At 29.6% G+C, this 24946-nt stretch carries 19 protein-coding genes; 18 read left to right on the top strand and 1 reads right to left on the bottom strand.

Annotation, left to right across the window (positions count from 1 at the left end; all coding sequences use genetic code 4):
* The first annotated feature begins 50 nt into the window (after positions 1–50).
* The 5 genes from SCLAR_RS05915 (at position 51) to SCLAR_RS05895 (ending at position 6606) form a co-directional block, all read left to right on the top strand.
* Entirely contained in the window at positions 51–770 is a 720-nt protein-coding gene (locus SCLAR_RS05915; RefSeq protein WP_100255010.1) for a hypothetical protein, read from the top strand.
* 291 nt (positions 771–1061) lie between these two features.
* Positions 1062–3422, top strand: coding sequence for a hypothetical protein (locus SCLAR_RS05910; protein WP_100255009.1), 2361 nt, complete (start codon positions 1062–1064; stop codon positions 3420–3422).
* Positions 3423–3583: 161 nt separating this feature from the next.
* A complete protein-coding gene (locus tag SCLAR_RS05905) occupies positions 3584–4552 on the top strand; it encodes a hypothetical protein (RefSeq protein WP_100255008.1) in 969 nt (322 codons plus the stop codon).
* Between the two features lie 18 nt (positions 4553–4570).
* On the top strand, positions 4571–5545 hold the full coding sequence (locus SCLAR_RS05900) for a hypothetical protein (RefSeq protein ID WP_100255007.1): 975 nt from the start codon (positions 4571–4573) through the stop codon (positions 5543–5545).
* A 269-nt stretch (positions 5546–5814) separates the two neighbouring features.
* A complete protein-coding gene (locus tag SCLAR_RS05895) occupies positions 5815–6606 on the top strand; it encodes a hypothetical protein (protein WP_100255006.1) in 792 nt (263 codons plus the stop codon).
* Positions 6607–6641: 35 nt separating this feature from the next.
* Here the strand turns inward: SCLAR_RS05895 and SCLAR_RS05890 are convergent, their stop codons facing one another.
* The gene (locus SCLAR_RS05890) at positions 6642–7460 is read right to left on the bottom strand and encodes a hypothetical protein (protein WP_100255005.1); all 819 of its coding nucleotides are present in this window, start codon (positions 7458–7460) and stop codon (positions 6642–6644) included.
* A 204-nt stretch (positions 7461–7664) separates the two neighbouring features.
* On the opposite strand from SCLAR_RS05890, the gene SCLAR_RS05885 reads away from it, so the two are divergent.
* The 13 genes from SCLAR_RS05885 to SCLAR_RS05825 all read left to right on the top strand — a co-directional run bounded on the left by SCLAR_RS05885 (position 7665) and on the right by SCLAR_RS05825 (position 24927).
* Positions 7665–8429 carry a MurR/RpiR family transcriptional regulator gene (locus SCLAR_RS05885; RefSeq protein WP_100255004.1) on the top strand — a complete coding sequence of 255 codons (765 nt, stop codon included), beginning with the start codon at positions 7665–7667 and terminating at the stop codon, positions 8427–8429.
* A 95-nt stretch (positions 8430–8524) separates the two neighbouring features.
* Entirely contained in the window at positions 8525–10105 is a 1581-nt protein-coding gene (locus tag SCLAR_RS05880) for a PTS sugar transporter subunit IIBC family protein (RefSeq protein WP_100255003.1), read from the top strand.
* A 13-nt stretch (positions 10106–10118) separates the two neighbouring features.
* On the top strand, positions 10119–10553 hold the full coding sequence (locus tag SCLAR_RS05875; RefSeq protein ID WP_100255002.1) for a PTS mannitol transporter subunit IIA: 435 nt from the start codon (positions 10119–10121) through the stop codon (positions 10551–10553).
* An 18-nt stretch (positions 10554–10571) separates the two neighbouring features.
* Entirely contained in the window at positions 10572–11471 is a 900-nt protein-coding gene (gene gnd / locus SCLAR_RS05870) for a phosphogluconate dehydrogenase (NAD(+)-dependent, decarboxylating) (RefSeq protein WP_100255001.1), read from the top strand.
* Positions 11472–11679: 208 nt separating this feature from the next.
* A complete protein-coding gene (locus tag SCLAR_RS05865; RefSeq protein WP_169921861.1) occupies positions 11680–12348 on the top strand; it encodes a hypothetical protein in 669 nt (222 codons plus the stop codon).
* A 47-nt stretch (positions 12349–12395) separates the two neighbouring features.
* Complete coding sequence (locus tag SCLAR_RS05860) at positions 12396–14810, top strand: hypothetical protein (RefSeq protein WP_100254999.1); 2415 nt, start codon at positions 12396–12398, stop codon at positions 14808–14810.
* 46 nt (positions 14811–14856) lie between these two features.
* Positions 14857–19254, top strand: a complete 4398-nt coding sequence (locus SCLAR_RS05855) for an ABC transporter permease (RefSeq protein WP_100254998.1) — start codon at positions 14857–14859, stop codon at positions 19252–19254.
* 349 nt (positions 19255–19603) lie between these two features.
* Entirely contained in the window at positions 19604–20299 is a 696-nt protein-coding gene (locus SCLAR_RS05850) for a lipoprotein (RefSeq protein ID WP_100254997.1), read from the top strand.
* Positions 20300–20549: 250 nt separating this feature from the next.
* Positions 20550–21293: an ABC transporter ATP-binding protein gene (locus SCLAR_RS05845; protein WP_100254996.1), complete on the top strand. Its 744-nt coding sequence runs from the start codon at positions 20550–20552 to the stop codon at positions 21291–21293.
* Between the two features lie 199 nt (positions 21294–21492).
* Positions 21493–22356: a hypothetical protein gene (locus SCLAR_RS05840; protein WP_100254995.1), complete on the top strand. Its 864-nt coding sequence runs from the start codon at positions 21493–21495 to the stop codon at positions 22354–22356.
* A gap of 157 nt (positions 22357–22513) precedes the next feature.
* A complete protein-coding gene (locus SCLAR_RS05835) occupies positions 22514–23317 on the top strand; it encodes a hypothetical protein (protein ID WP_100254994.1) in 804 nt (267 codons plus the stop codon).
* A gap of 61 nt (positions 23318–23378) precedes the next feature.
* Complete coding sequence (locus SCLAR_RS05830) at positions 23379–24293, top strand: hypothetical protein (protein WP_100254993.1); 915 nt, start codon at positions 23379–23381, stop codon at positions 24291–24293.
* Positions 24262–24927, top strand: coding sequence for a M48 family metallopeptidase (locus tag SCLAR_RS05825; RefSeq protein WP_100254992.1), 666 nt, complete (start codon positions 24262–24264; stop codon positions 24925–24927). Before SCLAR_RS05830 ends, SCLAR_RS05825 begins: the two co-directional genes overlap by 32 nt.
* The last annotated feature ends 19 nt before the right edge of the window (positions 24928–24946 follow it).

The following is a 24946-nucleotide window of genomic DNA, read 5'->3' as shown; positions in this document are numbered from 1 at the left end:
TATTTTATGGAATTACGAGTTAAAATTAATTTGTAAATGGAGGAATAACTATGAAATTGCAAAAAAAAGCCTTGTATTTAGGTTTATTTAGTTTAATTTTATTTATTTTTCTATCGGCACTATCAATTTATGATGTAATGAATTTATATTTTAGTTTACGTAATGTACTTGGAAAGGTTTTAACAAGAAAAGCAGTTTTTTATTATTATTTAGTAATAAGTTTGCTGATTTTTTACTTTTGATTCTATAAGTATTGTTTTCCTAATATTTTTAACAAATTCCATAAGAACATTTTGCGTAAACAGAGATTATGCAAGAACAATTTAAAAGCATATGTAGTAGCTCTAGTAGCATTGGTTTATCCATATTTGCTATTTGTTCAATTACTGAACTGAAAGAATTCAGTAATTTACAGTTTTTTATTTCATGACCAAAACTTTAGTATCTTAGAAGATTTTTTTGGTTTTGTAAAATTGTACAAGTGAGTTTATATAGATATTTTATGATACCTAGTAGCTGTAGGTTTAATTGTTTCGGTTTCATATTTTGGTTTTACATTATTTACATTGTTTATTTTTGAATTTGTTAGTTATGAGAGAATCAAAATAACTCAAAAAATTAATCACTATCGTTTTTTAAAACAAATTGAAGATCAAGAAGCAAATTTAAATACAGAAAAAATGTATGAGCAAATTTCTTTCTTTAAAGACTGAGGGGTTTATGTGACTTTAAACATTAATGAGCATATCACTACTCAATTGCGTGCTTAAAAACACAGGTTATTTCCTGGAATTGTTAGTTATTAAAAAATATGAAAGCAACTGAATAACACTTTTCAACCAAATTAGTAATCATGTAGATAACACTACACAAAAATTATTTTTATGACTAATGTGACCATTTTTTGGATCACATCTGGTTTTTTAAAGATAATTATCAATTGAAAATTTTAATTGTCGTCAAAAAAATACCGACTTTTTTTGATGTACCTAAGGGAATTTTTGAAAGTTAAATTATCTCAAGTTGATAATTTAATCAAATGTAAAAAGGAGACAAAAAAAATGAAAAAGCTTATAAGTATTTTAGGGACAGTTTCTTTAGCTAGTTCCATAATTATGCCAGTGGTTGCTTGTCGCAAAATTGAAGGCGATAAAGATACCACTCCCACAAATTTACAAAATGAAATGTCAATTGGGGCAGAATTTATGTCAAGATTAATTATTGCTGCAAGACATGAGAATTTGAATTTTAACGTTAATGAATTATTATCAAGTTTAATTACACCAGAAGGTAACCAAATGCGTTTACCACAATCATATAACTACAATAATCAACAAATAAGTATTGTAGAAGAAGTTACAAACTATAAAAAATTCTTAGCACCAAGCTTAGAATCATTAGACCAAGATAGAGCTGCTACTACTATGGCAAGTTATGTGATGGGGATGTATGATGATGAATTTTACAAACCTATGATAAGTGGTGAAAAAACCTTCTATGACACAGTTGGTCTTGATGGGGAATACAAGTTTAACCAACCAAATGTTAATAATGCTATGGGTTATTTAGCAGGACTAAATAAAAATTTAAATTTAGCAAAAGAAGATTCACGTAAAGCTCTTGCTTGGGGAATTCAAGATACTGGACCATTAACCAATTACTTGCTTTACCATAACTTAGATGGAGATACTCCTGGGGGGAATAGAGCTCAAGCAGGAGGTTTACTACCCCCATGAACTCCATTAATAGATAATTGAGGAACAAATTCATCAGGTTATAGTTTTTATAATTCTATAATGCAAATTGGAAAAGCTGGCCCTACTAATCCAAATGTAGCAGCTGGTGATAAAACTCTTTTTTCTCTGAAAGAAAAAATTGCTAAAAATAACTTGGATGTCAATTATACCCCAGGTTCAACAACAGCAAAACCAAGTGTAGAAATTGGTGGTAAACAGGTTGAATTTAACCAAGCTGGTGGTGAAATTGCTCAAAATGCACAAGACAATAATCTAAATGGTGCTTTTGCTCTATTTGGTTCATTACTTGGCTCAGTTAGTAATTCCGCAAGTGGCTCACTAATTTTAGCAGAATTAGCAAACTACTTTATGCCAGTAATTATAAGTAATACCTCAACAGAACTATTTATGCAAGGAGTCATTATGACTTTGATTACAAATGTTTGAAAAGCAATTAACTTGCTAAAAACAGATAGTAGTGCAAAAGCGCTTTATGGTGCAGATAGTGAAATTTTAAGATTTGCCAATGACTTAACCACAGCTCCTGAACCACTAAAAGATGCTTTAATTCCATCAACTACTGATGTAAACACAGAGCAAGTCGGGTTTGAAATACTTGGGAAATTTTCAAGTGCTAGCAATGGTCAAGTGGTTTTAAATGAAAATTTTCAAAATGCAAAAAACTTAATTGAAATTTTAGATTTAATTATCAAAGACTTTGAAAATAAAGATAGTGCTGCTCAGGCTAAAGTAATTACTACTTTATTTGATTCAGAAACTTCAACTAAATCAGTTTTTGAAAAAGCTTACAAATTGCCAATTACTTTCTTAAGACCTGAAACTTGAAAAACCATTATGCATGATGATAACAATAATGGTGCTATTAACTTAATCAAGTTTGCAAAATTAGCCTTTGAATTTGCTTGTGACCCAACAATTAATGAACAAGTCACAAAAGCAAAAAACAAATACCAAAGCAAGAATTCATTTAGAAACTTAACTAGTGGTGAAAAACAAGACTTTATTAAAATCCTGGGTTATAATGGTGCTGGTTTTGAAGAAAAAAGCTTCTTAAATGGTTTTTACAGTGCTTTTACAGATACAAACATTAAAGGTAACAAAGAGTTTACTACAATGGTTATGTCTTTGAAAAAAATTGTTGATACAGGAATGAAAAAAGCACATGAAAATGTTTATCAATATATTTTTGATGATAAATATTGAAAAAAATCTAACTTTGAAATAAATACAACTTCAAATTTAGATCTAAATGGAAAAATGAGTTTCACTTTAAACTATACTGGTTTTGGAGATCATTCTTCAACTGCAAGTACTCAAACCAAAAAAGTAGACGTGCCAGATAACTTTAACCCTTATCAAACAATTTGACAGCACCAAGAGGGTGAACTAAACAAAGATGGAGACAAGATGTCTGCTAAATCATGAGATTTAATTGATAAAACCAAAGTTTCAGGAAAAGTTTTAGGTGTAGAACAAAATGTTATTAGTCCAGATGCCTTAGTAGCATATGACGGAACTGGTTTATATGAAAATTACAAGCCGGTTGAGTTTCAATATAATGTTGAATGACAAAATATAAGTAGTGATGTTAATAATCCATATTGAGTTATTAGCAAAATTGATTGCTTCAACAAAGAAGGAACACAATTTTATAACATTTATTAAAAGCTTTAAAAACCAAACACTTGTTTGGTTTTTTATTAGTAAATATATTAAAAAACCAAAATTTATCATAAATTATTATGTAAAGAAAGCAACTTAGGGTAATTCCATTTTTTATATATTGGAGTATAATAAATATTAATATATTTATGGAAGGGATTGTTATGAAAAGATTCAATTTTAAACTAAAACAACTGTTAATAATTTTAACAGTTGTAGCCTTTTGAACGGCTTTAATAGCAATTTACGCCACTAATTATCATTTGTATACAGATTATTTGTGAATGTTAAGGTTGGGAGAATATCGTACACCCGAACAAAAACAATGACAAGAACAGATTGTTGATGAATACCAAAATGATACTTTAAACCATGAGAAGAAAGTAATTTTAATTTCTTTATGTGGAGTGGTGTGAGACAAGTTTTATCAAGACACTTTGAATGACGAGTACCAACAAAAAATCATTAGTCAAGAAATTTATAGTTTACGTTATGAGATTCCCAGTTATGAATCAATTTTTGGGAACAGACATATTTTAACTGGTTATAAAGAAAAATCATTTGAAAATATTTTTAATCTAGTTGAACACTCTAAAAGTGAACTAAAAACATCAGCATTATTTTATTGAGAAAATTTTGCTACTAAAGTATTGCACTACGATACAAAGATTTCAAATTTAAAGAATTATTATGCAGATAAAACTTTAAAATCAGAATATTTAAGTGCTAACTTGAACCAAGCTTTGAAATTCTTAGATATTCAAAATGCTGACTTTGCAGAACAATATACAAACCCAAACATCAACTTCTCATTTTGATTCGATTTTTTAGCAGATAATGCTGGGCATTATCGTTACAGTTTGAATTCAAACTTTGTAACTACAATTTATGAGGCATATTTTGAAACTTTTGATGATTTGTTCACAAAATATGCCAATGACCCAGATACTTTGGTGATTTATGTTGCCGATCATGGTAGAGATGCAGATGGACTTCAACACAACGTTTGAGATAGAAGTTCATATCACTCATTTATGATTTCAAATCATAATCTTAACCAAATTATTGATCGAGTAGTAGTTAATTTTTTAGACATTAAGGAAATAGCATACAAATTTTTAAAAGCAAGTTAAATAAAATAAGGAGTATCAATGAAAATATCAAAAATCCATTTTAAATTAAAGCACTTACTAATCATTATTTCGATTCTAGTTTTACCAGTCTCATTTTTAGCCATCTTTATTGTTAACTTTCAACTATATTCAGCATCATTGTGGATGCTTCATGTGGGAGAGTATCGTACACCTGAACAAAAAGCTTGGCAAAAAGAGATTGAAGCTGACTATCAAAATCGCAAGTTAGATGCCCGGAAGAATGTAATTTTGTTTTCTTTTGATGGTATTGTCTGAGAACATTTTTTAGAATGAACATTGAATGATGAATATCGAGAAAAAATAAAAAATAAAGAGATTTATAGTGCAGAGTACGAAATTCCATCTTTTGAATCAGTTATGGGATATCGTAATATTTTGGGAGGTTATTGAAACAAAAATTGATATAACATTTTTAACCTAATTGAAAATTCAAAAGATGGTGGTTTAAGAACCTCAGCCTTGCTTTCATGACACCATTTTATCACCACAGTTTTAAATTATAAGACAACTATTTCAGATTTGCTTAATTATACACTTGGTGAAAATTTAGCAGCTCGTTATATAAATGATAATTTAGCTGATGCAAAAACATTCTTAGATATTCAGTATCAAGATTTTAAAGATCAACTCAACTCACATGAGTATAATTTCTCATTTTTCTATGATTTTTTAGCAGATAATGCCGGTCATTTGGGAATGACTTATGACTCAGAGTATGTTCAGGAAGTTTACAAATATTACTATTTTTTATTTGATTATTTGTTTTCAAGTTATGGAGATGATCCAAACACATTATTATTGCTAGTGACCGATCATGGAAGAGCAGTTAATGGTAAAAACCATAATATGTGAGATAGAACAGCTTTTCGCTCATTTATGGTAGCAAACCATAATTTAGCAGAAATTATCTCAAGACCTGTTGTTAATTTTGTTGATGTTAAAGAAATAGTTTACAAGTTTTTAGAAGTTTAACAAACCAATAAAGCATTAAAACCCTATAAAATATAGGGTTTTTTTGTATTTAAATAATAAAAGAATTAATGAATTTATTTGAGTTTTGAATAATTTATGGGTGAATATGGTGATTAATAACATTATTGGTGTTATTTTGAGATATTTTCTAGCAAATATTTAATTTTAAACAAAACATTCTTAAAAAAAACCAAGATTTTGAAATATTTTGATAGTAAAATATTAGTGTAATTTATATCAAAATAAAAAAATAGGAGGTACAAAATATTATGAAAAAATTACTTAGTTTATTAGGAACTGCTACATTAGTTTCAACAAGTGCAAGTGCTGTTGCTTGTTGCTCACCAAGTGTTGGAACACCAGATGAAGGGAACAACAATACAGACAATGGAAGTATAGACAATGGAAACACTGATGGAGGAGATGAAACACCTGCATTAAATAACCCCATAACAATTGATGTTGCATCAATTTCAAATGAAATTACTTTAGAAGCAAAACAAACCAAATATGGTGATGTTAAAGATGATGTTGTTCAATGAATTAACAAAAAAATTGATGATGCAAATGCAAAAAATGATACGAAATTAGAAAAGGTTACAGAAAATGATATTGATTTTGTGGTAACTAGAGCCTGAGGTTCAAAAGCAGGTGTGCTAGAACATGTGGATGACAAAACTATTTTATTGTCATCAGATACAATTGCTTTTACTGTAAATAAAGCTAGTGATTTATTTAAATCATTAAAAGGAAGTTTGACAATTGAAAAGCAGGATTTGTCAAAATCGCCATTTTCACCACATAAAGATGAAAATGTGGATTCGTTTGTCACTAGAATAAAAGGTGAATATATTAAAATCTTTGGGACAGATGTAAAAGAGATTGACTTTTATAAAGAAATGAATTTTATTTACCACCCAGCAGATGGTTCACCAGAAATAACAGTTCTTGATGATGACCAGGCGCTAGTATTATTTTTTGATGATGGTTGAACAATTGGTGATGCAACAGATGTCAAGTATTTATTGTTCACAGGTTATAAAGAATTTAAACCTGAATAAATAAGCTTAAAAAAAATCGCAAATTTGCGATTTTTTTATCTTTTAGATCTACTTTCAATTGCAATGTGAGTAAGTAGTGAATAACCAACTAATAAGCCTCCACAGATTAAAATAACAAAAACAAACCAAATAGCTCCATACATTCCAAAAAGATTGTTGTTAAATATCTCTAAGAAGAAATATCTAAACCCATGGTGGTTTCTTGTGGCATTGACTCTTAAACCATATTGGTAGTGAATTAAGAGAATTCGGCCAAATTCTGTTCCTAAGTAAACTGCTGGATAAACAAATACTCAAGGTAGTTGTTTTTTAAAGTAGTCTTCTAGGTAAACTTTTTCATAACTTACTGTATTAATAAAGTAAACATAAGTTACTAAACCAATGGTTGGGACAGTGTTAATTAGAACATCTCCAATTAAGTATAAAATTGAGTATGGTGCAAATTTATCTTGAACTAAGTAAACTGGCAAATTTACAAATAAGTAAATAGTAGTATTTAACAGAGCACAAGTTGCAATCAAGACTGTAACCAGTCTTGAAATCCAAAAACTTCTTTCTCAACGACCAAAGATAATATTGTGTTTAATGATTGCCACTAGCAATCACATAAAAATAAAGATTGTGGTAATAAAGGTAAAACTTGTAACATAATAAATGTTAAAGCCTAAATAGTCATAAGCTATAATTTTGTCTGAATCAGCTCCATAAATTGCCCATTCTGTTCCCGACATGAAACAAGCACCAATTAATTTTTGAGAATAATCTAATACTAAAAATGTTAAAACTAAAGTAATTGCAATTAATTTAAATCAAAGTCTTCAATCATCTCTAAAATCTCATTTTCTGACATACATGTTTTCATCTCCTCTTACAAATATGTTGACTGATATTATTTTGACCTTAATATTTTATCATAAATTAGCACTATTTTAAAGTAGATATAGTACTAAATGGTTTTAAATAGATTATTTTGATTTTTCAAATAAAGTAGATTAAAAAACTGTTAAACAAATTGTGTTAAAAAAGTATATGATTAAGTTAGGTAACAGGAAGTAACAATGAGAAAGATAAATATAATTACAGTTTTGCAAAACATAATTCAAGAAGACAATAATTCAATTGCCAACTTAATTGCTAAGGTCATTTTAAAAAACTTAGATCACATTGACACATTAACAATTAATCAGTTGGCTGAACAAAGTTTTTGTTCAAAAGCCACAATTGTCAAATTTTGTAAACAACTTGGTTTGGAAGGTTACAAAGACCTAATTCGTCGAGTTTACTTAGAACATCATATTTATAAAAATGTGGATATTGATGAAAACCAAGATTTAGATAAAAGTATGCTTGAATACAGTCAAGTATTATTAGAAAACATTGCCCATATTGATTTACACAAAATTAAAGCAATTTGTGAAATTATTAAAGCTAGTAAAACTATTCAATTGTTTGGTAAAGGACCAAACACAATGATTTGTAATTTATTAAATAACTATTTAATTAAGTTGGGTTACAATAGTCAAACTTCTTTTGATGTTGATGTCCAAGAAAAAATAATTGCCAATGCAGATCAAAATTATGTGACAATATTTTTCACATATTCAGGGATGACCCCTAGTATTGCAAAAATTTTAAATCAAGCTGTTGAAAAAAACACCAAGATAATTTTAATCACAGCAAATCCAGATTCAAGCTTTGTCCCACATGCAGATGTTGTTTTGTTTGCTTTAAATAATGAAGAAATTTTAAGTCATCAACAAAGTTGTGTGGTAACTTTTACAGCCATAACTATGAAACTAGTTCACTGCTTAAGTTTAAAGTAGTGAACTATTTTACTTTTTGCTAACTAATTTACAATGCCTTAAAAACAATATTAAATAATTTCATTTGTCCTATACTCAAAGTGGAGGACAGCTTAATGAAAAAAGAAAAAAACCAAGACAATTTAAAATTAAAAGCTGATGTTGATAAGAGTTTAATTATTGACAAAGCAAAAAACTCAAAAGTAGTTTGAAAAAAATATATCCAAAAGGCTGGAAGTTTTATGGCAGGTATGATTATGCCCACTGTTGGAATCCTTATTGCCTGAGGATTATTAGCAGCTGCTTTTTTAGGAAAAATGGAAAATGATGTTTGAGTCAAAACCGGATGAATTACTTTTGAACCAATGGGGGTATTAATTGCTCCAATGATGAAGTGATTAATTCCTGTTTTGATTGGTTATACTGCAGGTCACATGATTTATGGAGCTAGAGGTGCTATGATCGGAGCTACATTTACATTTGCAGCAATTGTTGGGAATGACTTCATCTATGCAAACTATGCAGCAGACTGAAGAATGGGAGCAGACATTGTTAAAAATGTGGCAGCTCCAAACCAAATAGTTGGAGCAATGGTTGTGGCACCACTTTTAACTTTTATGGTTAAAAAAATTGAAAGTTATTATATAAATCGTATTAAACCAGGGTACGAAATGCTAGTGAGAAACTTCTCACAAGCTGGGTTAGTAATTTTAGGAATCTTTTTAGTCTTTTTCACTTGAGGATTTATTATGTATGGTATTAGTTTTGTAATGGTTGAAATTATTGAACTATTTACTCGAGCACCTTGAGCCTTTCCCTTTATGGCAATATTTACTGAACCATTGCGTGCAATTTTCTTAAATAATGCTCTTAATTGAGGGGTAATGATCCCATTAGGGTTACAAGAAGTAGAAATGAGTAGTAAAGGATTTTCAGCCTTCTTTATGGTTGGGGGGAATCCTGGACCTGGATTTGGATTATTAATAGCTTACACAGTTTGAAGAAAACAACAAAGAGCAGCAGCTGGAGGAAGTAGTATTATCCAGCTAATTGGAGGAATCCATGAAGTTCATTACGTTTACATTTTAACTGAACCAATCATGGTTCCAGCTACAATTTCAGGAGCATTTGTTTCTTTATCAATTGTAAAAATCTTTGCAGGAGGAGCCATTGCTGCAATTTCACCAGGTAGTTTAATTTCAGTAATTGCAATGTCAGGTAGTGGAATGAGAATTTTAGTTAATGTAATTGCAGTTTTTGCAGGAGCTTTGGCAAGTTTTGGAGTAGCATCAGTTATTATGATGTTTAAAAGAAAAGCAAATGTTGCTGTAACTGGGGTTCAAGTAACTGAAGAAGGATTATCATTTAGTGAAGCACCAGTTTTAAACCAAACTCTTGATTTTAAAACTGCAAAAAAACTAATGGTGGCATGCGATGCTGGTGTTGGTTCAAGTGCTATGGCTGCAGGAATTATAAAAAAATGGTGTCAACAAAATAACATTGACATTGAAGTTAAAAACTGTGCAGTTAAGGACTTAGATCCAAGCATAGATATTGTGGTAACAATGACAAATTTTGCAGAATTTGCCCAAGAAAAATCACCACATGCTTACATTTACCCAGTGAAACAATTTTTGGGAAAAAACATTTTTGATGATTTATATGCAAAATTATTAGTTAAAGTCAAAACAGAGTAAGAAGGTGATGAAATTGAAAATTTCACAAGAAAATGTTTTAGTAGATTTAAATTTTGCCAATAAAAATGAAGTTTTAAACTTTATTGGAGCAGAGTTTAGTAAAAGAAATTGAACAAAACCAGAGTACACACAGTCTTTAATAAATAGAGACCAAGCAGATAGTGTTGCAATTGGCAGTTACTTAGCTTTGGTGCATGGTCAACAACAAGACTGTGACTTAATTTTACAAGAAGGAGTTTTAGTGATTCGACTTGCCAACTCCTTACAATGAGATCAACAGGTTGTTAAATGAGTGATTGGTTTAGCATTAAAAGGTGATAACCAATTAGAGTTTTTACAAAACATTGCAATAGCATTTAGTGATGAAGCTGATGCTTTAAAAGTATATCAAGAAAATACTAGTGTAAAGCAAATTTGTGATTATTTTAACAATTTAGACTTTGAATAGAAAAAGGAGAAAAAAACTATGATTGGATTAATTGGCTTAGGAAAAATGGGCTTAAATTTAATTAAAAATATGGCAAAACAACAATTAGACCCTGTTGGTTTTGACATTGATCAAAAAACTTACCCAAAGTTAACACAAGCAAATATCAAAACTGCAAGTAGTTTAGTTAGGTTAATTGAAATCTTACCAAAACCCAGAACAGTAATGCTATTACTGCCAAGTGGTGCAATAACTCAAAATTGTTTTGAAGAATTATTAACTTTATTAGAACCTGGAGATGTAATTATTGATGCAGGAAATTCACACTATCAAGATTCAATAAAACGTTACCAAGCAGCACAAACTAAAAAAATTGATTTTATGGATTGTGGAACTAGTGGTGGTCAAAGTGGAGCTTTAAATGGAGCTTGTCTTATGGTTGGAGGAGACTTAAAAGTCGTCCAAAAATATGAAGAAATCTTTAAAAAACTTGCAGTTACCAATGGTTATTTGCATACTGGTGCAGCAGGAAGTGGACATTATTGTAAAATGATTCATAATGGAATTGAGTATGGAATGATGCAAGCAATTGCAGAAGGGTATGAATTATTACAAAACTCAGAATTTGATTTTGATCTAGCACAAGTTAGCAAAATGTGAAACCATGGGAGTGTCATTAGAAGTTGATTAATTGAATTAGCTCAAGCAGCCTTTGAAAATAACAATGCTTTAGACAACATCAGCGGTGTTGTTAATATGAATGGTGAAGGACTTTGAACTGTTGAAGAAGCTATGAAACAAGGAACTCCTGCTCCAGTAATTGCTTTATCAGTAATTATGAGACAAAGAAGCAAGCAACAAGACACCTTTGCTGGTAAGGTTTTAGCGGCTTTAAGAAATGGCTTTGGTGGACATGAAATTCAGTATACCAAAAAGTAAACAAGTTTTGCTAGAATTTAAAAATATTAAGTGAATTATGAAAATAATTCACTTTTATTTTGAAAAATAATATATTTTTAACACTTTAAGTGTATAATAACTTTGATATTAAATCAAAGGGAATAAAATTATGTTTAAAAACAAGTATCTTTGGCTGCTTTTGTGTACGATATTTTTTAGTAGTCTTTTTTCACTACTGCAATTTTTATTGCTTGAAAATTATTCAGTTACAGAGCGCTTCAATGTCATCATTTTAATAACTAAACAAAAGCTAATTTTTTTGTCTGCCTTAGCTTTTGGTTTTTTAGTTGGCAAAGAACTAGTTGTAAACATTGATTATTTCTTAAGCAAAAAAATTAGTGATAAACACTATCAAAAATTAGTGACAACTTCAAAATTGATTTTAAAATTTGTTTTTATTGCTGGTTTAGTTCCAAGTTTAATTTATTTTTGAAGCATTAACCTAAACTCAATAGTTAATCACCAACTTTACGAAACTGTAGTTTCAATTGATCTGTTACAAGCAAAAATAAATAACATTGTTGACTTAATGACCTTAAGAGCAAACTTACTTTACCTATCTTTTACATCATTAATATTAGTACTTATTGCTGGTTTTGTAAGTTACTTAATAAATTTGTTGTCTTTGAAATACGCACAAGAATTACGTAGACAAAAGTTAGAACCAATTGTGGTTGCTGCAAGTTTTGAAAAAAATGAAACTGAGCAAGAACTTAGTGCAAACCAAAGTGACTACTTTGGTTTTGAAGTTAGTACTTGTTGATTTTTAAAAATCATTTTAAAAATAGCCCATAATAAAACAAATAATTTAAGAAATTATAAAAAAAGGTTGTTCCCTAAAATTGTTCTTATTTAATTATAAAACTAAATAACATTTAAAAAACAAATTAGGAGAAAAACTATATGAAAAAATTATTAAGCGTTTTAAGCGTTTTAACTTTAACATCTTCAATTGTAGCCCCAGTAGCTGCTTGTGGTAAAAAGTTAAAACCTCAAGAATCAAATACTACTGATATTCAATCAGAAATGGTTGCTGGAGCAGAATTTATGACAAGATTAATTCTTGCAGCCAGACATGAAAATCTTAACTTTAATGTAAATGAACTATTGTCAATGTTTCTAACACCAGAAGCTATGGTAAGTCGTTTTCCAACTGAATATGAATTTAATGATAATGGTGAAATTAAAAGTATAAATACTCAAAAATATTTCAACCTTTATAAAAAACTTTTAGCACCTTCAATTGAGTCTCTAGATCAAGATATGGGTGCTGGAGCAATGGCAAGTTATGTTATGGGAATGTATAGTGATGACTTTTATCAAAATATAATTAATGGTGAAAAAACTTTCTATGACACAATGAACCAAGATGGAAGTAAACTTTCTTTCAACAACCCTGATCGTAATGGAGCTAAAGGTTACTTGGCAGGACTTCACAAAGACTTGAGTTTGGCAAGTGATTACGATCGTCGTCAATTAGCATGAGGAATTCAAGATACAGGTGCTTTAACAAACTACTTATTAAATAAAGGTTTTGATGGAGGATACCCAGGAGACACTCGTGCAAGAATGGACCAAGGAACTTTATTTCAAAATGTAGGGCCAGGAACTTGAGATTACGATAGCAATGGAGGGGGTTATGCATGATATAACTCTTTAATGTATACAGGTAAATCAGCAATAAATTTCAATTTTGAAGATAAAGATAATCAGTGAAATAATAGTGGATGAGATGCTAACCGAAAGTTAGGTAAAAGTAATCTAGAATTAGCACCAGGTTATACTAATGATAAACCTGGTAATGAAAAATGATCAACTCTAAAAGATGGTGACCAAAAGATTGAATTTAATGAAGTTGGGGGAAGAATGGCTCAGGCTGGTCAAAGTAATAACTTTGGAGCAGGAGTTTCATTTTATGGTTCTTTACTACAAAACCTTTCAACAACTTCATCAGGAGCTATGTTTACAGGTGAACTTGCAAACTACTTAATGCCAATTGTAGTAAGTGATGTACCCAATGATAGATTCTTACAAGGAATCTCATTTTCACTAATCACTAATGTTTGACATGCATTTAATTATATAGTTCAACCAAATTACCTTGGAGAAATGCGAGAACATTTCACAGATGACTTATTAGATAAAATAAAAGAACTTCCTAAGGCACCAGATCCTTTAGGAACAGTTTCACAACTTGGTGCAGACACAGTAAAACCAAGTCACATTGGATTTGATGTTTTAAGAAAATATCAAGGTAATTCTGAGGAAATTACTAATCCTATTACTGGTAAACCATCAATTGAATTAATTTTAGATGACAAAGAAAGTACTAATGCAAAACTTATGGTTGAAATAGTTGGTCAAATGATTGCTGAAATTAAAGCAAAAACTGGTGCTGAAAGAAAAGCTGCCACTGCTTTATTTACAACAACAGGTTCATTTGGAAGACCAGCTTCAGGGTTATTATCTCTTTTTGAGAATGCAGGTGATGCATGAAATGACCAAGTTTTATCAAAAAATGGTGAGGGAGCACTAAATTTATTAGAAGTATATAAACGTTGTTTTGAAATTACTCTTGATGAAGACGTAGTTGCCTCAGTTGAAGCAATAAAATCAAAATTTTCAGGTGCTTTTAGAAATTTAACAAACTTACAAAAACAAGATTATTTAAGAATTTTAGGATTTAATGGTAGTGGTTATAACCCTGGTTCATACTTAGAACGTGTTTATACAACTTTGACAGATTCAGAAAAAAAAGGTAGCAATGAATTTATAAAAATCTTTAATTCATTAAAAGCCAATGTCAACCAAGGAATGTATGCAACACATGGAATGATTTACCAATACATTTTTGATGATAACTACTGAGAAAGAACTGATGTAAATTTAAACACAACTTCAAATGAAGAACTTGGTGGTGAAATGCAATTTACTTTAAAATACACAGGTAGAGGTGATACTTCTTCAACAGCAAGTAAGCAAACTAAAAAAGTTGAAGTGCCACATAACTTTAACCCATACCAAACAATTGTTGAAAATCAAACAACTTTAGATGAAAAAGCTCCAACACAAAGTGCTTTAGCTTTAGTTGATCCAGACAGAATCTCAGGAAAAGTTCTTGGTGTTGAACAAGGAATAATTGACGAAACTGATTTACTTGACTATGATGGAACAGGTTTAGTTAAAAACTTGAAACCTGTTAACTTTGAATATAAAGTAAAATGAGCAAATATTAGTGGAGATGTAAATAACCCATACTGAGTCATAAGTGGAATTGATTGCTTCAAAGATGGAGTACAATTTTACAATATTTACTAGTCTATTAATTTTAAATTTTTGTAACTCATTAAGGGGGAAGTAACAAATGTTATTATTTAAAAATGGGTTTATGAAGTTCATTAAGGACTATGTACAATTTATTATTTTTATCTTGTTAATTTTATTAAGTGTGGTTTTTACTTCCACTTTTGGAATCTCAGCTTCAAACTTAATTAGAACCAAAGATAGGATTACTCAAAATTATGTACCTTATGATTATTCATTTCGTTATACCACAAGTGGTTATGATGCAAATGATGTTCAAACTTTAAACCCATGGTTTGCCTTTAACTTAGATGTTTTAAGTGCCAACCAAACCAGTTATGCAACTTTAATAATTGGCGCTAACGATGCTGTTTTAAAACCATATGAATTTAAAATTGCAAAAAACCAAAAGGGTGAATTTACATATGATTCAGCAATTTATGAAATTTATGGAACATATTATGTTAATTTTGGTTTTGGTGATACTGAATCAAAGTATGATCCAGCAAATATCAGACCATATCAACCTAGTCAAGGTGAGGTGGTCAGTAGATTCAACTTACAACAAAAGTTAGCAATTGTACAAAGTGGTGAATTTGGACGTTTTTATCGTTTTAACTTTGAAAATGCTGCCTTTAAAAATTCATTATTTGGGCAATTGTACCAAAAGTTTAATTACTTTCAAGGAAACTTGTCAACTAGTGATCTAACTGTTGCTAGCAACTTGTTTGATTACATGTTTTATGTAAACAACTCTGCAATAACCTCAACAATCAAAAATGTTATTGCCCAAATTTACAAAGTTGAACAAGATGCGACAATTGTTGAAACCAGAATCAATTTTCAATCAGCAGAAAATGAGCCTGAAAGTCTTGAAGAAATTAAAACTAAAGGTTTTAATGGAAGAATTGGAAGAGTATTTACAAGTTTAGATGAAGATTCAGCAAAATCTCAATACTATCTTGCAGACCGTTCAACAATTGCAGAAGTTTTTGATAATAAAAATCAAAGATCTTATGGAATTGAGCAACTGTACAAAAATGGAACTTATGCAATTAAGGACTTTGAGGCTCGAAATCTCTTTTGATCACCTCAAGAACCTGCAGGTTTTATTATTGATCAAAAAAACATCACAAGTCGTAATTTATTTGAAACATATTTTAAAATCTTGGGGAACTTAACAAACTTTACAGTTGAATTAACTAGTGAAGTTGTTATGTGAAATAAAGAAGGACAAAAATTCCGCTTTATTTCATCATTTTATAACACAACAACAATAACAAGTAATAATCAAAAAATTGATGAAACACACTTCTATTATCCTGAAAGTTACACAATTTATGATCAATTACAAGGAAATGATGTTTTAACTCGTAATAGTTTTATGGCATCAAGTGGATGGGTTGAAGAAAATCAGTGAGAATTGGGAAAAATTTATAAAATATTTCCTGAATTCAATACAAAAGCAGATGAATTCCGTTTAGATGCTATTGGAACAGATTACTATAACACTTATCCAACAATTTATGAAGAAGATTTAATTTCAAATCAAAGTAATGAAGCAGTCTTTTATACTAACTCAATAACTTTCGAAAAATACTTTAACTATTTAGAGAGCAGGGCCCCATTAGTGCCAAGTTCTAATTATCAAGATGTGAGTCGTACTTATATGCGCTATTTTGGAGAGCAAAATAGCCTAGTTGATAATGTTAAATTGTTTCAGCTGTATCTTGCAGATAACATGGTAACACTTCCAGATGCAATTGAAGCTTTAACTACAAATACTTTTAATGATGATTTAAGATATGCTCGAGCAAATTTAGAAGCTAAAGATGCAACTTCAACTTTAGCTTTAAGAAGTGAATTAATTATGACTGTATCTTCACTATTTTTAGCTATTTTAATAATTTTTTGTCTAATCTTTATGTTATGTATTGCCTTTATGATTTACACAATTGTTAAAAAGGTCATGGTGAGTCAAAGAGGACAAATTGGTAATCTAAAATCATTGGGTTATTCAAATGGGAAAATCTTAATAAATTATTTAGCTTATATGGGCTTACCTTTACTTGTAATTGTCCCAATTGGGTGAGCATTAAGTATCTTTTTACAAACACCAGTTATGAAGGTTTTTGAAAATTACTTTAATATTCCAGTTTTGTTTACAATCGATTGACAAATATTAATTTTCTTATTATTGGGATTTTTAATTTTAAATACAATTGTTGTTGGAATTGTAGCCTATGCTACAATTCGTCAAAACCCATTGGCCTTACTAGCACCAAGTAAAAGTCACCAACCAAACTTAACTTTAACTAGACTTATTTATAAGTTCAAGTACCAACGTTTTACAAGTAAGTTAAGAATGATTTTGGTTTCAACTTCAGTTAGCAGTTTATTCACTTTTTTAGGAGTAATTACTTTTTCAAGTTTAATTTTAACTTTTGCAAGTATTTTGCCTTCTTCAATGACAAAAATGAAAGAAGAGTATTTTACTAGAATTGATTATAACAATGATTACAGTTATGCAAACCAAGTGACTAATAATCCACTAACTCGACCAGCCTTTTATCAGGTAACTGCTGATAGGCAAGCATCAAATGCAGCTGTTTCAATCTTTAACACTTATGTTAAAAGAAACTTATCAGAAACATCAGGTTCAGCTTACTATAACTTATTAGCAGATGCCGAAGTTTTAGGGAATCAATATTTTGCTCAAAGTTTTGAAGATGTTGTTTACAACAACTTATTAACATTTAAGGGAATAACAATTTCTCCACAAACTTTACATGATGTAATTGCTGCTGGAAATTTAGCAAGTCCAGAAGCTGGAAAAGCTGTGACAACCACAGTTAATAACTTTGCTTGTCAAGTGTTACCAACATTATTTGCTCAAGAACCAATTTCGGGTATTGATAATGTTGATGGATGTATTAAAAATATTTCAAACAATATTTTACCTTCAACAATTAAACAATTATGAGAAGCTGATGAAACTAATTACTTAAATTTTGCCTTTAACTTTGGGGCAATTCCAGTTAATTTAGATTTTGATGAACTTTATACTAGATTGCAAGCAAATGACTTTAAATCTGGTTTAAATTTAGAAGGGTTTGGTTTAGATCTAACTAGAACAGATCACCAAATTCAATTTAGTAATTTACAAACCATTAAGTACCAAAGTAACTTAGATTATATCCCAGTTTTAATTAACGAAAAATTAAAAGTAAGGGGATATCAAGTTGGACAAGAGTTTACCATAAAAACACCAACCAATAAACTTGCTGTAAAAGAAATTGACAAAAGTCAATTTCTTGATACAAGTGCTTGAAGTTACAAAGTTAATGGAAAAAGCATTGATTTAGCAACTATGAAGTTAGATAAATTTAGTTACTTAATACCAGATGCAGAACAAGAAGGTGGATTTTACTATCGTGATGAAGCTGGTGACATGGTTGAGTACTATAACTTAAAAGACATTACTTTACAGTTAGATGTTAAAAATGTTGATGTTGAATTGTTAAATAAAGTTAACAATGACTATGAAGCATATTCTGGACAAAAGTTAGCAGCAGATAGTAATGGTATACTAACAGTGAATCCATTTGATATCTACACTTATGAAGATAATCGTCATGTCCCAATTGATTTATTTCAAATTGCTATGACAGGAACAAATTCATGACTTAACATTGCTCTAAAAGAAGGGTTATTACACAACCAAATTTTTGAAGAAGAATCAAAACCTTTAAAAATTGTGGGTATTGAAAAAGTTTATAATGGTGACCGCTTCTTTATGGACCAAATTTATGCCAACGAATTCCTAGGTTATCAAGAACCTGAAACCCGTCAAATCTTTGCTGATGGTAGTTCAATTAACATCTATAGTAATGCAAAACTAAGTGCAAGTGCTGTTGCTACAGATCATTTTGAAAATTACTTATTAACTCCATCAAACATGAACAATACTACAGATGGCTTTGCAGCCTTTATGAAACCAACAATTGGGCAAACTGATTTTATTAAAATTAGAGAAGCTGCAGTTGAAGACTTAATTGCTTCAACCTTAGCAATTGTGATTGTTTTGATTTTAATTTGTATTATCACAAGCATTATAGTTATTTACTTAATGACAGATATGTTTGTTGGACATTACAAAACTTTTATGAGCTATATGCGAATTCAAGGTTACTTTATGAAAGAAATTAATTCAGTTGTAATGTGGATCTTCTTACCTTTAACATTAGTTGGGGCAGCATTGGGAATTGGAATTGTCTTATTGACTTTATATACAATAGTTCCAGCAGCCCTGTTGATTTTGAATGTGGCAGTAGGGTTTTTACTAAACTGATGACTATTGCCAATGGTTTTAGTATTAACTATACTAATATTTGGTATTTCATACACAATAATTTTAAAAAGTTTAGCTAATGTACAATTAGCCAAGATTCTTGGTTAAAACTAACTTAAAAAACACCTAAAATAAATGAGATAGTAAAAGATGAGTATTTTATTGTCGAAACTTTGCAAAAGGTGTTTTTTTATTTTGTTTTTTGAATCAAATATTTTGAGTATTTTGAATGTTTTATTGCTTGTCAAACAATTCAATTGCGTTTTTTAACCAAAAATTGCTTCTAAATGATTTTTTAGAGGCATTTTTTTTAAGAATTTGAAAATATTTTTCGTAATTTGGAAAATTTGCGATATGCTATTAGTAGATTCTAGAACAGGGAATGATATGAATAAATATTAGTACGGAAATCTAGGATTGGTATATAAATAATTAATTATCGAAAGGAAAAAATTGAATGAAAAAATTATTAGGATTATTAGCAGCTACTGGATTAGTTGCTAGCACAGGGGCAACTGTTGTTGCCTGTGGAGACAAAGTTGATGAATTAGGAAAAGTTGCCTTAACAAAAGACAAATTAGAAGACACTGTTAAAGATGTTAAAATTGCTGCCTTTGTTGACAAAAAAACTAAATTAGAATTTGCATCAGATAAAGCTGACAAATCAATTGTAACTACTCAACAAGTTACTGAATTTACTAAAGATGTTTTAAAAACTGATGTTAAAATTGGTTTAAAAGCAGAAACTGCAGCATTAACAGCTGAAGTTAAAGAAGTTATTACTGTAAAATATGATGGTAAAGAAATTGGTAAAATCAATGTTACTATTGCAAAAGATACTACAAATGTTGCACCTGCACCAGCTCCAGAACAAGAAGCAGGTACAATTACTGCACCAGCTAATCTAACTGGAAAAGTTGGAGATGCTGACAAAACTATTACAGTTGAAGTTAAAGGTGAAGTAGGAAAACTAACAGTTAAATCAGACAAAGAAGCAGTTGCTACTGCTAAAATTGATGACAAAACTATTACAATTAAATTTGTTGCTGTTGGGGAATCAAAAATCACAATTAAATCAGAAAAAAAAGATGTTAAATCAGTTGAATTTAATGTAACAGTTGAAGCAGCTGCAGCCACTGAAGGTGGAGAATAGTCTCACAAATAATTATAAATTTTAATAGTTTATAAAATTAAGTATTTTAAAATTATCCTAAACCTTTTGGTTTAGGATTTTATTTTGAACTAGTTAGCAATTAATTTTACCATGGAGTTTTCCATCAATTTATAAATAAATGAAATTTTATGGTAAAAATGTGTTTTAATTTAAATATACAAGAACTTCAGTCAGACGGGAATTTAATTAGTTTATAAAATAAGACAACCTTCAAAAAAGGAGTCACATTATGATTACAATTAATAATTTATCAAAAGTCTTTAAAAATGGTGCTGGGATTAAAGGCATTAATTTAGAGATAAAACCAGGTAAAATTTTTACTCTACTAGGACCTAATGGGGCTGGAAAATCAACGCTATTAAAAACTATTTTTAATGAATATAAAGCAGATAGTGGAACTGTAACATATAACAATGAGACTAAAGATTTTTTTAAAAAATTTAGTTTTTTTACAGACCAAAGTCTATTTCCTAGAGGAATTGGCATCTACTTTTTTTGTTTATATGGTGCTGAATTGGCTGGAGTTGACCCAAAAGAAGCTAAAAAAAGAGCTAAATTTTTATTAGAAAAATTAGAATTAGATAAATATGCTAAAAAAACATTTTCAGAACTATCAGCTGGAATGCAAAAGCGTGCCATGTTGGCAGCAACTTTAATAAATGACCCTGAATGTATTTTCTTAGATGAACCAACTTCAAATTTAGATATTGAATCACGTCGTGCCATGATTAGTTTACTAGAACAAATGAAAGCTGAAGGAAAAACTATTGTGATTACAAGTCATATTATTGATGAATTACAAAATATTTCAGACCATGTTGCAATAATTGATCAAGGTGAGATTAAATATAGTCAAGATTTTGATAAAAATACTCAAAGTTTAGAAAAAATCTACTTTGAGAGCATCATCCTTAAGACAGGGCAATCAAAATTTAGTGGTTTAACAAACTTTGCAAATAAGGAGTCAAAATAATTTGAGCTATTTAAAAAGAAAATATTAAATTTGTTTTTTTCTATAAAACTTTGTTTATAATCATATAGTATTTGTTTTATTTGGGTTTATTAAAGTAATAATAAAGGTTATACCTTTTTTTGCTTTAATTATTGGAAATCTAGTTCAGATACTAAAATATCACTTGTTTTATATGAATTTATTAGAGGAGACTTAGTTTATGGAATTTACTGAAAAAATGTTTAATGAGAATGCTGATTGGACAGCTATTACTGCATTAAGTAAAAAAAATAAAAAGGGGTATTATCGATGGAATCGCTGTTTGCAAATGGCAATATTTGCTTGTGTTACAATTGGAATAATTATTGCAATGCCATTTTTGTTAAATATTAATTGAAACCCTGAAAATACACCCTTAAGTACAGTGGATGTAGTATTTATAATTATAGTAATATCAATTTGTGTAGTTCTTTGATTATCGTTATGAGTAACACTAATAATTTTTCTAGTTACCCCAGCAATTGGAGTTCCATTAACCGATCAAGAATTAAAACAAAAATTAAATGAAATTAACTATGTAGAAATCTACAACCAAATCTTAAAAGAAGAGCATCAAGGAGTAGAACCTGAGTTTATTTCTTCAGAGTTAAATTCTAAGGAAACCTATTTTAGAGGGCAACTTTCACAAAAAGATAGCTACACCATTAAATACCAAGAAAAAACCTATAACTATTATGTAAAATGAGTTGGGAAAAAGTTTAACTTTTTTTGGATAGTTTTACTTACAATTTTGATTTCTTTAAATATATTGCTTTTAATTTGTTCAAGTGGATTTTATCCAGGTCCATTTATTGGACAACTTGGCCTTGAAGATTTACTGGATGCAGTTAGAATTAAAGTTGTTGTTGCCATAAAAGAAGTTGGAGGCAATGAAGAAGAAAGAATTCTTGATTCTTCTAAGTCATTAAATAGTTTTGGGTTTGGTGTTCGCTTTGATCCAAACAAAACTCCCCCAAAAATTATGGAAAAAATGGGAGAAAACATTAAAGATATAATTCATGTACTTGAATGAAACCAAAATTAATCAAAACCTGAATTTTTAACAACTCTCAACTTAATTTCTTTTATCACCCTATATTTTACCAGTTTTGAGTTTACCAACTGATTTTTGATAAATCTATAAATTTAGATGTAAAAAAAGATATAATTATATAAAGTATACAGAAATTGGGGGCGTAAATATGGGGTTTAAAATTTGAAAAATAGCAATCGGATTTATATTAACAGTAGCAATTGTGGTTATGTTACCATTTGTTTATATTAGCTGAATTGATAGTCTACAGGTCGTGTTTCTTAAAGAAATTGCACTTGTTCCAATAATTGTTTGAGCAATTATTGGTTTCCAAGTACTTAATTTCATTTTTGTGCTTTTGTCACTGAATAAAAATGAGCAAGTTAAAAAAATTACTACAATATTTAATGTTTCATTCTCAGTTCTATTATTATTTTTAGTGCCATTAGTTATTTTTAAAACAGGACTAACACAATTGCCAATAATTATCTCAATTGTTACCTTATTGGGTGGAGATCTCGGTGTCACAGTTAGTGCTGCCGTCATTAAAGCAAAAGTTATTAACAACCAAGTTTACAACACTGCTAATGCAGTTGTAAATAGTCCAGTTTCAGACATAGCTATGGGTTCTGCTACAAGTGATCCAACTGAATTGAGAACAAGAATTCAGAATATGCAATCTGGTTTGAGTAAAAGTTTTGAAGAAGCAATTGATGAAATTGAAAAAACTGGTACTTTAAGTGGTATTAAAATTGGTAAAATTACAGATGATGACATTGACAACAATAAAATTGTGCCGGTATCTTTAGCTGAAATTGAGAAAAAACCTGAGGCATTAGGTCAAGTTGAAACCAATGGGGGTTTAGTAAATAATTTAGATTATGAAAGTATTCATGAAACCTCATTATCTCGTAAGTCTGATGATAAGGACTTTCTTTCCAAACGCGAATTTGATGATTGGGATTCTCATTAAAATTTAGTTTCTACTAAATTTTTTTATAAAATGGTAAAATCAAGTAAGTTAGAGGTGGACTATGACAAAGGAAAAAAAACAAAAGTTAGCTAAGAAAAAAAGAATCAATTTTTGAAATTTTCAAACTACTAATCCGGCAACTAAAATTTTTATCATTCTTTTAAGAATGGCAATGATTTTCTTTTGAATTTTAGCACCAATTTTTATGGCTATATCATACTTTTATGATGATGGAATGAAAAACTTTACTGGTTATGCCATTGCCTCAGTTTTTTCTGGGCAAGTAATTGCAGGTGGAGAAATAAATTTTGATAATGTTGTTGGTGATGTAGAATTGGCAAGAAAAATTATTGCTCCCATAATTTGAATTGTAGTTTTTTTAGTTTCAACCTTTACTGGACTACTCCCATATTTTTCAAAAACCCTTTATCATGAAAGAATTAAAGTTGTTGTCTCTCAATTTATCTGCCCGCTATTTTTTATTGGAGTTTTGTGATTGTTGTGATACACATCTCAGTGGTTTCCCACTGGACCTGAATCAGAATTAAATGGAGTCATTTACCCAAAATATCAATACTGAGTTGCCTTACAACAAACCTTTAAACCTTGATCAAATTGACTAATAGTTTATCAAATTGCTCTGGGTGGTTGAGTTGTTTTTGGATGTTTTACAATTGTTGAAGTTATTTTATTAAAGAAAAAAAGACTTGATTTTCTAGATTTTTTCTCTGAAAAACCAGCTGTCAACTCACTAGTTGATAGTGTTGTTGAAGGAAGAATTGTTTTTGGGGAAAATTCAGCAAGAGATGTTAATGCTGAATTAAAAGCTATAAAAAAAGAAGCAAAAGAAAAACAAAGAGAAAACCGCATTAAGGCTTTAGAAGAGCGAAGTAAAAAGGTAGAGAAACCAAAAAAAGCAAAAAAAGTAAAAGGAGTAAAAAATAATGCAAAAGTTCAAGAAGAAATTGAGCTATAAAGGTGAAACAGTTGAATATAATTTAACATTAAGAGATAATCAAAGGTCATTTAGAATTAGAAATGATAATGATAAAATTGAAGTCTCTGCTCCAAGTCACTCAAGTGAGTGAGAAATTGAATTATTTATCTATAAATATATTGAAAAGTTCATCAAAATGTTGAATTTAAGAAAGCAATATATTAAATTTGCAATTGGCAATCCAGGGTTTGTTAAGATTTTTGACAAAGAAGTTGCAGTCAAATTCACTGATGCAGTTGAAAGCAAAAATGACCTAGTTTTCAAACTTTATCCTGAACTTGAGGACACTGTTAAACATATGTATAAAAAACTAGCATTATTATATAGTGGTGAATTCAAAAAACGTGTTGATCACTGAAAAGCAATTATGCAATTAGACTTTAAAAACCTTTCAATTAAAGAAATGAAAAGAAAATGAGGTGTTTGCTACCCTCAAAAGAGTAAAATTGTATTAAACATCCGTTTACTACACTATCCAATTGAGTGTCTAGATTCAGTAATAATTCATGAGCTAGCCCACTTAGTTTACCCCAATCATTCAAAAGACTTTAAATACTATGTTTTAAAATTTTGTCCAAAGTATAAAACTTATAACGAATTATTAAAAGTCTAGTTGGATGAAGTATAATTAT

The sequence above is a fragment of the Spiroplasma clarkii genome (assembly GCF_002795265.1).
Classification (GTDB): domain Bacteria; phylum Bacillota_I; class Bacilli_A; order Mycoplasmatales; family Mycoplasmataceae; genus Spiroplasma_A; species Spiroplasma_A clarkii.
The sequence above is the reverse complement of the archived record's forward strand: the minus strand, read 5'-3'. Positions and strand labels throughout refer to the sequence as shown.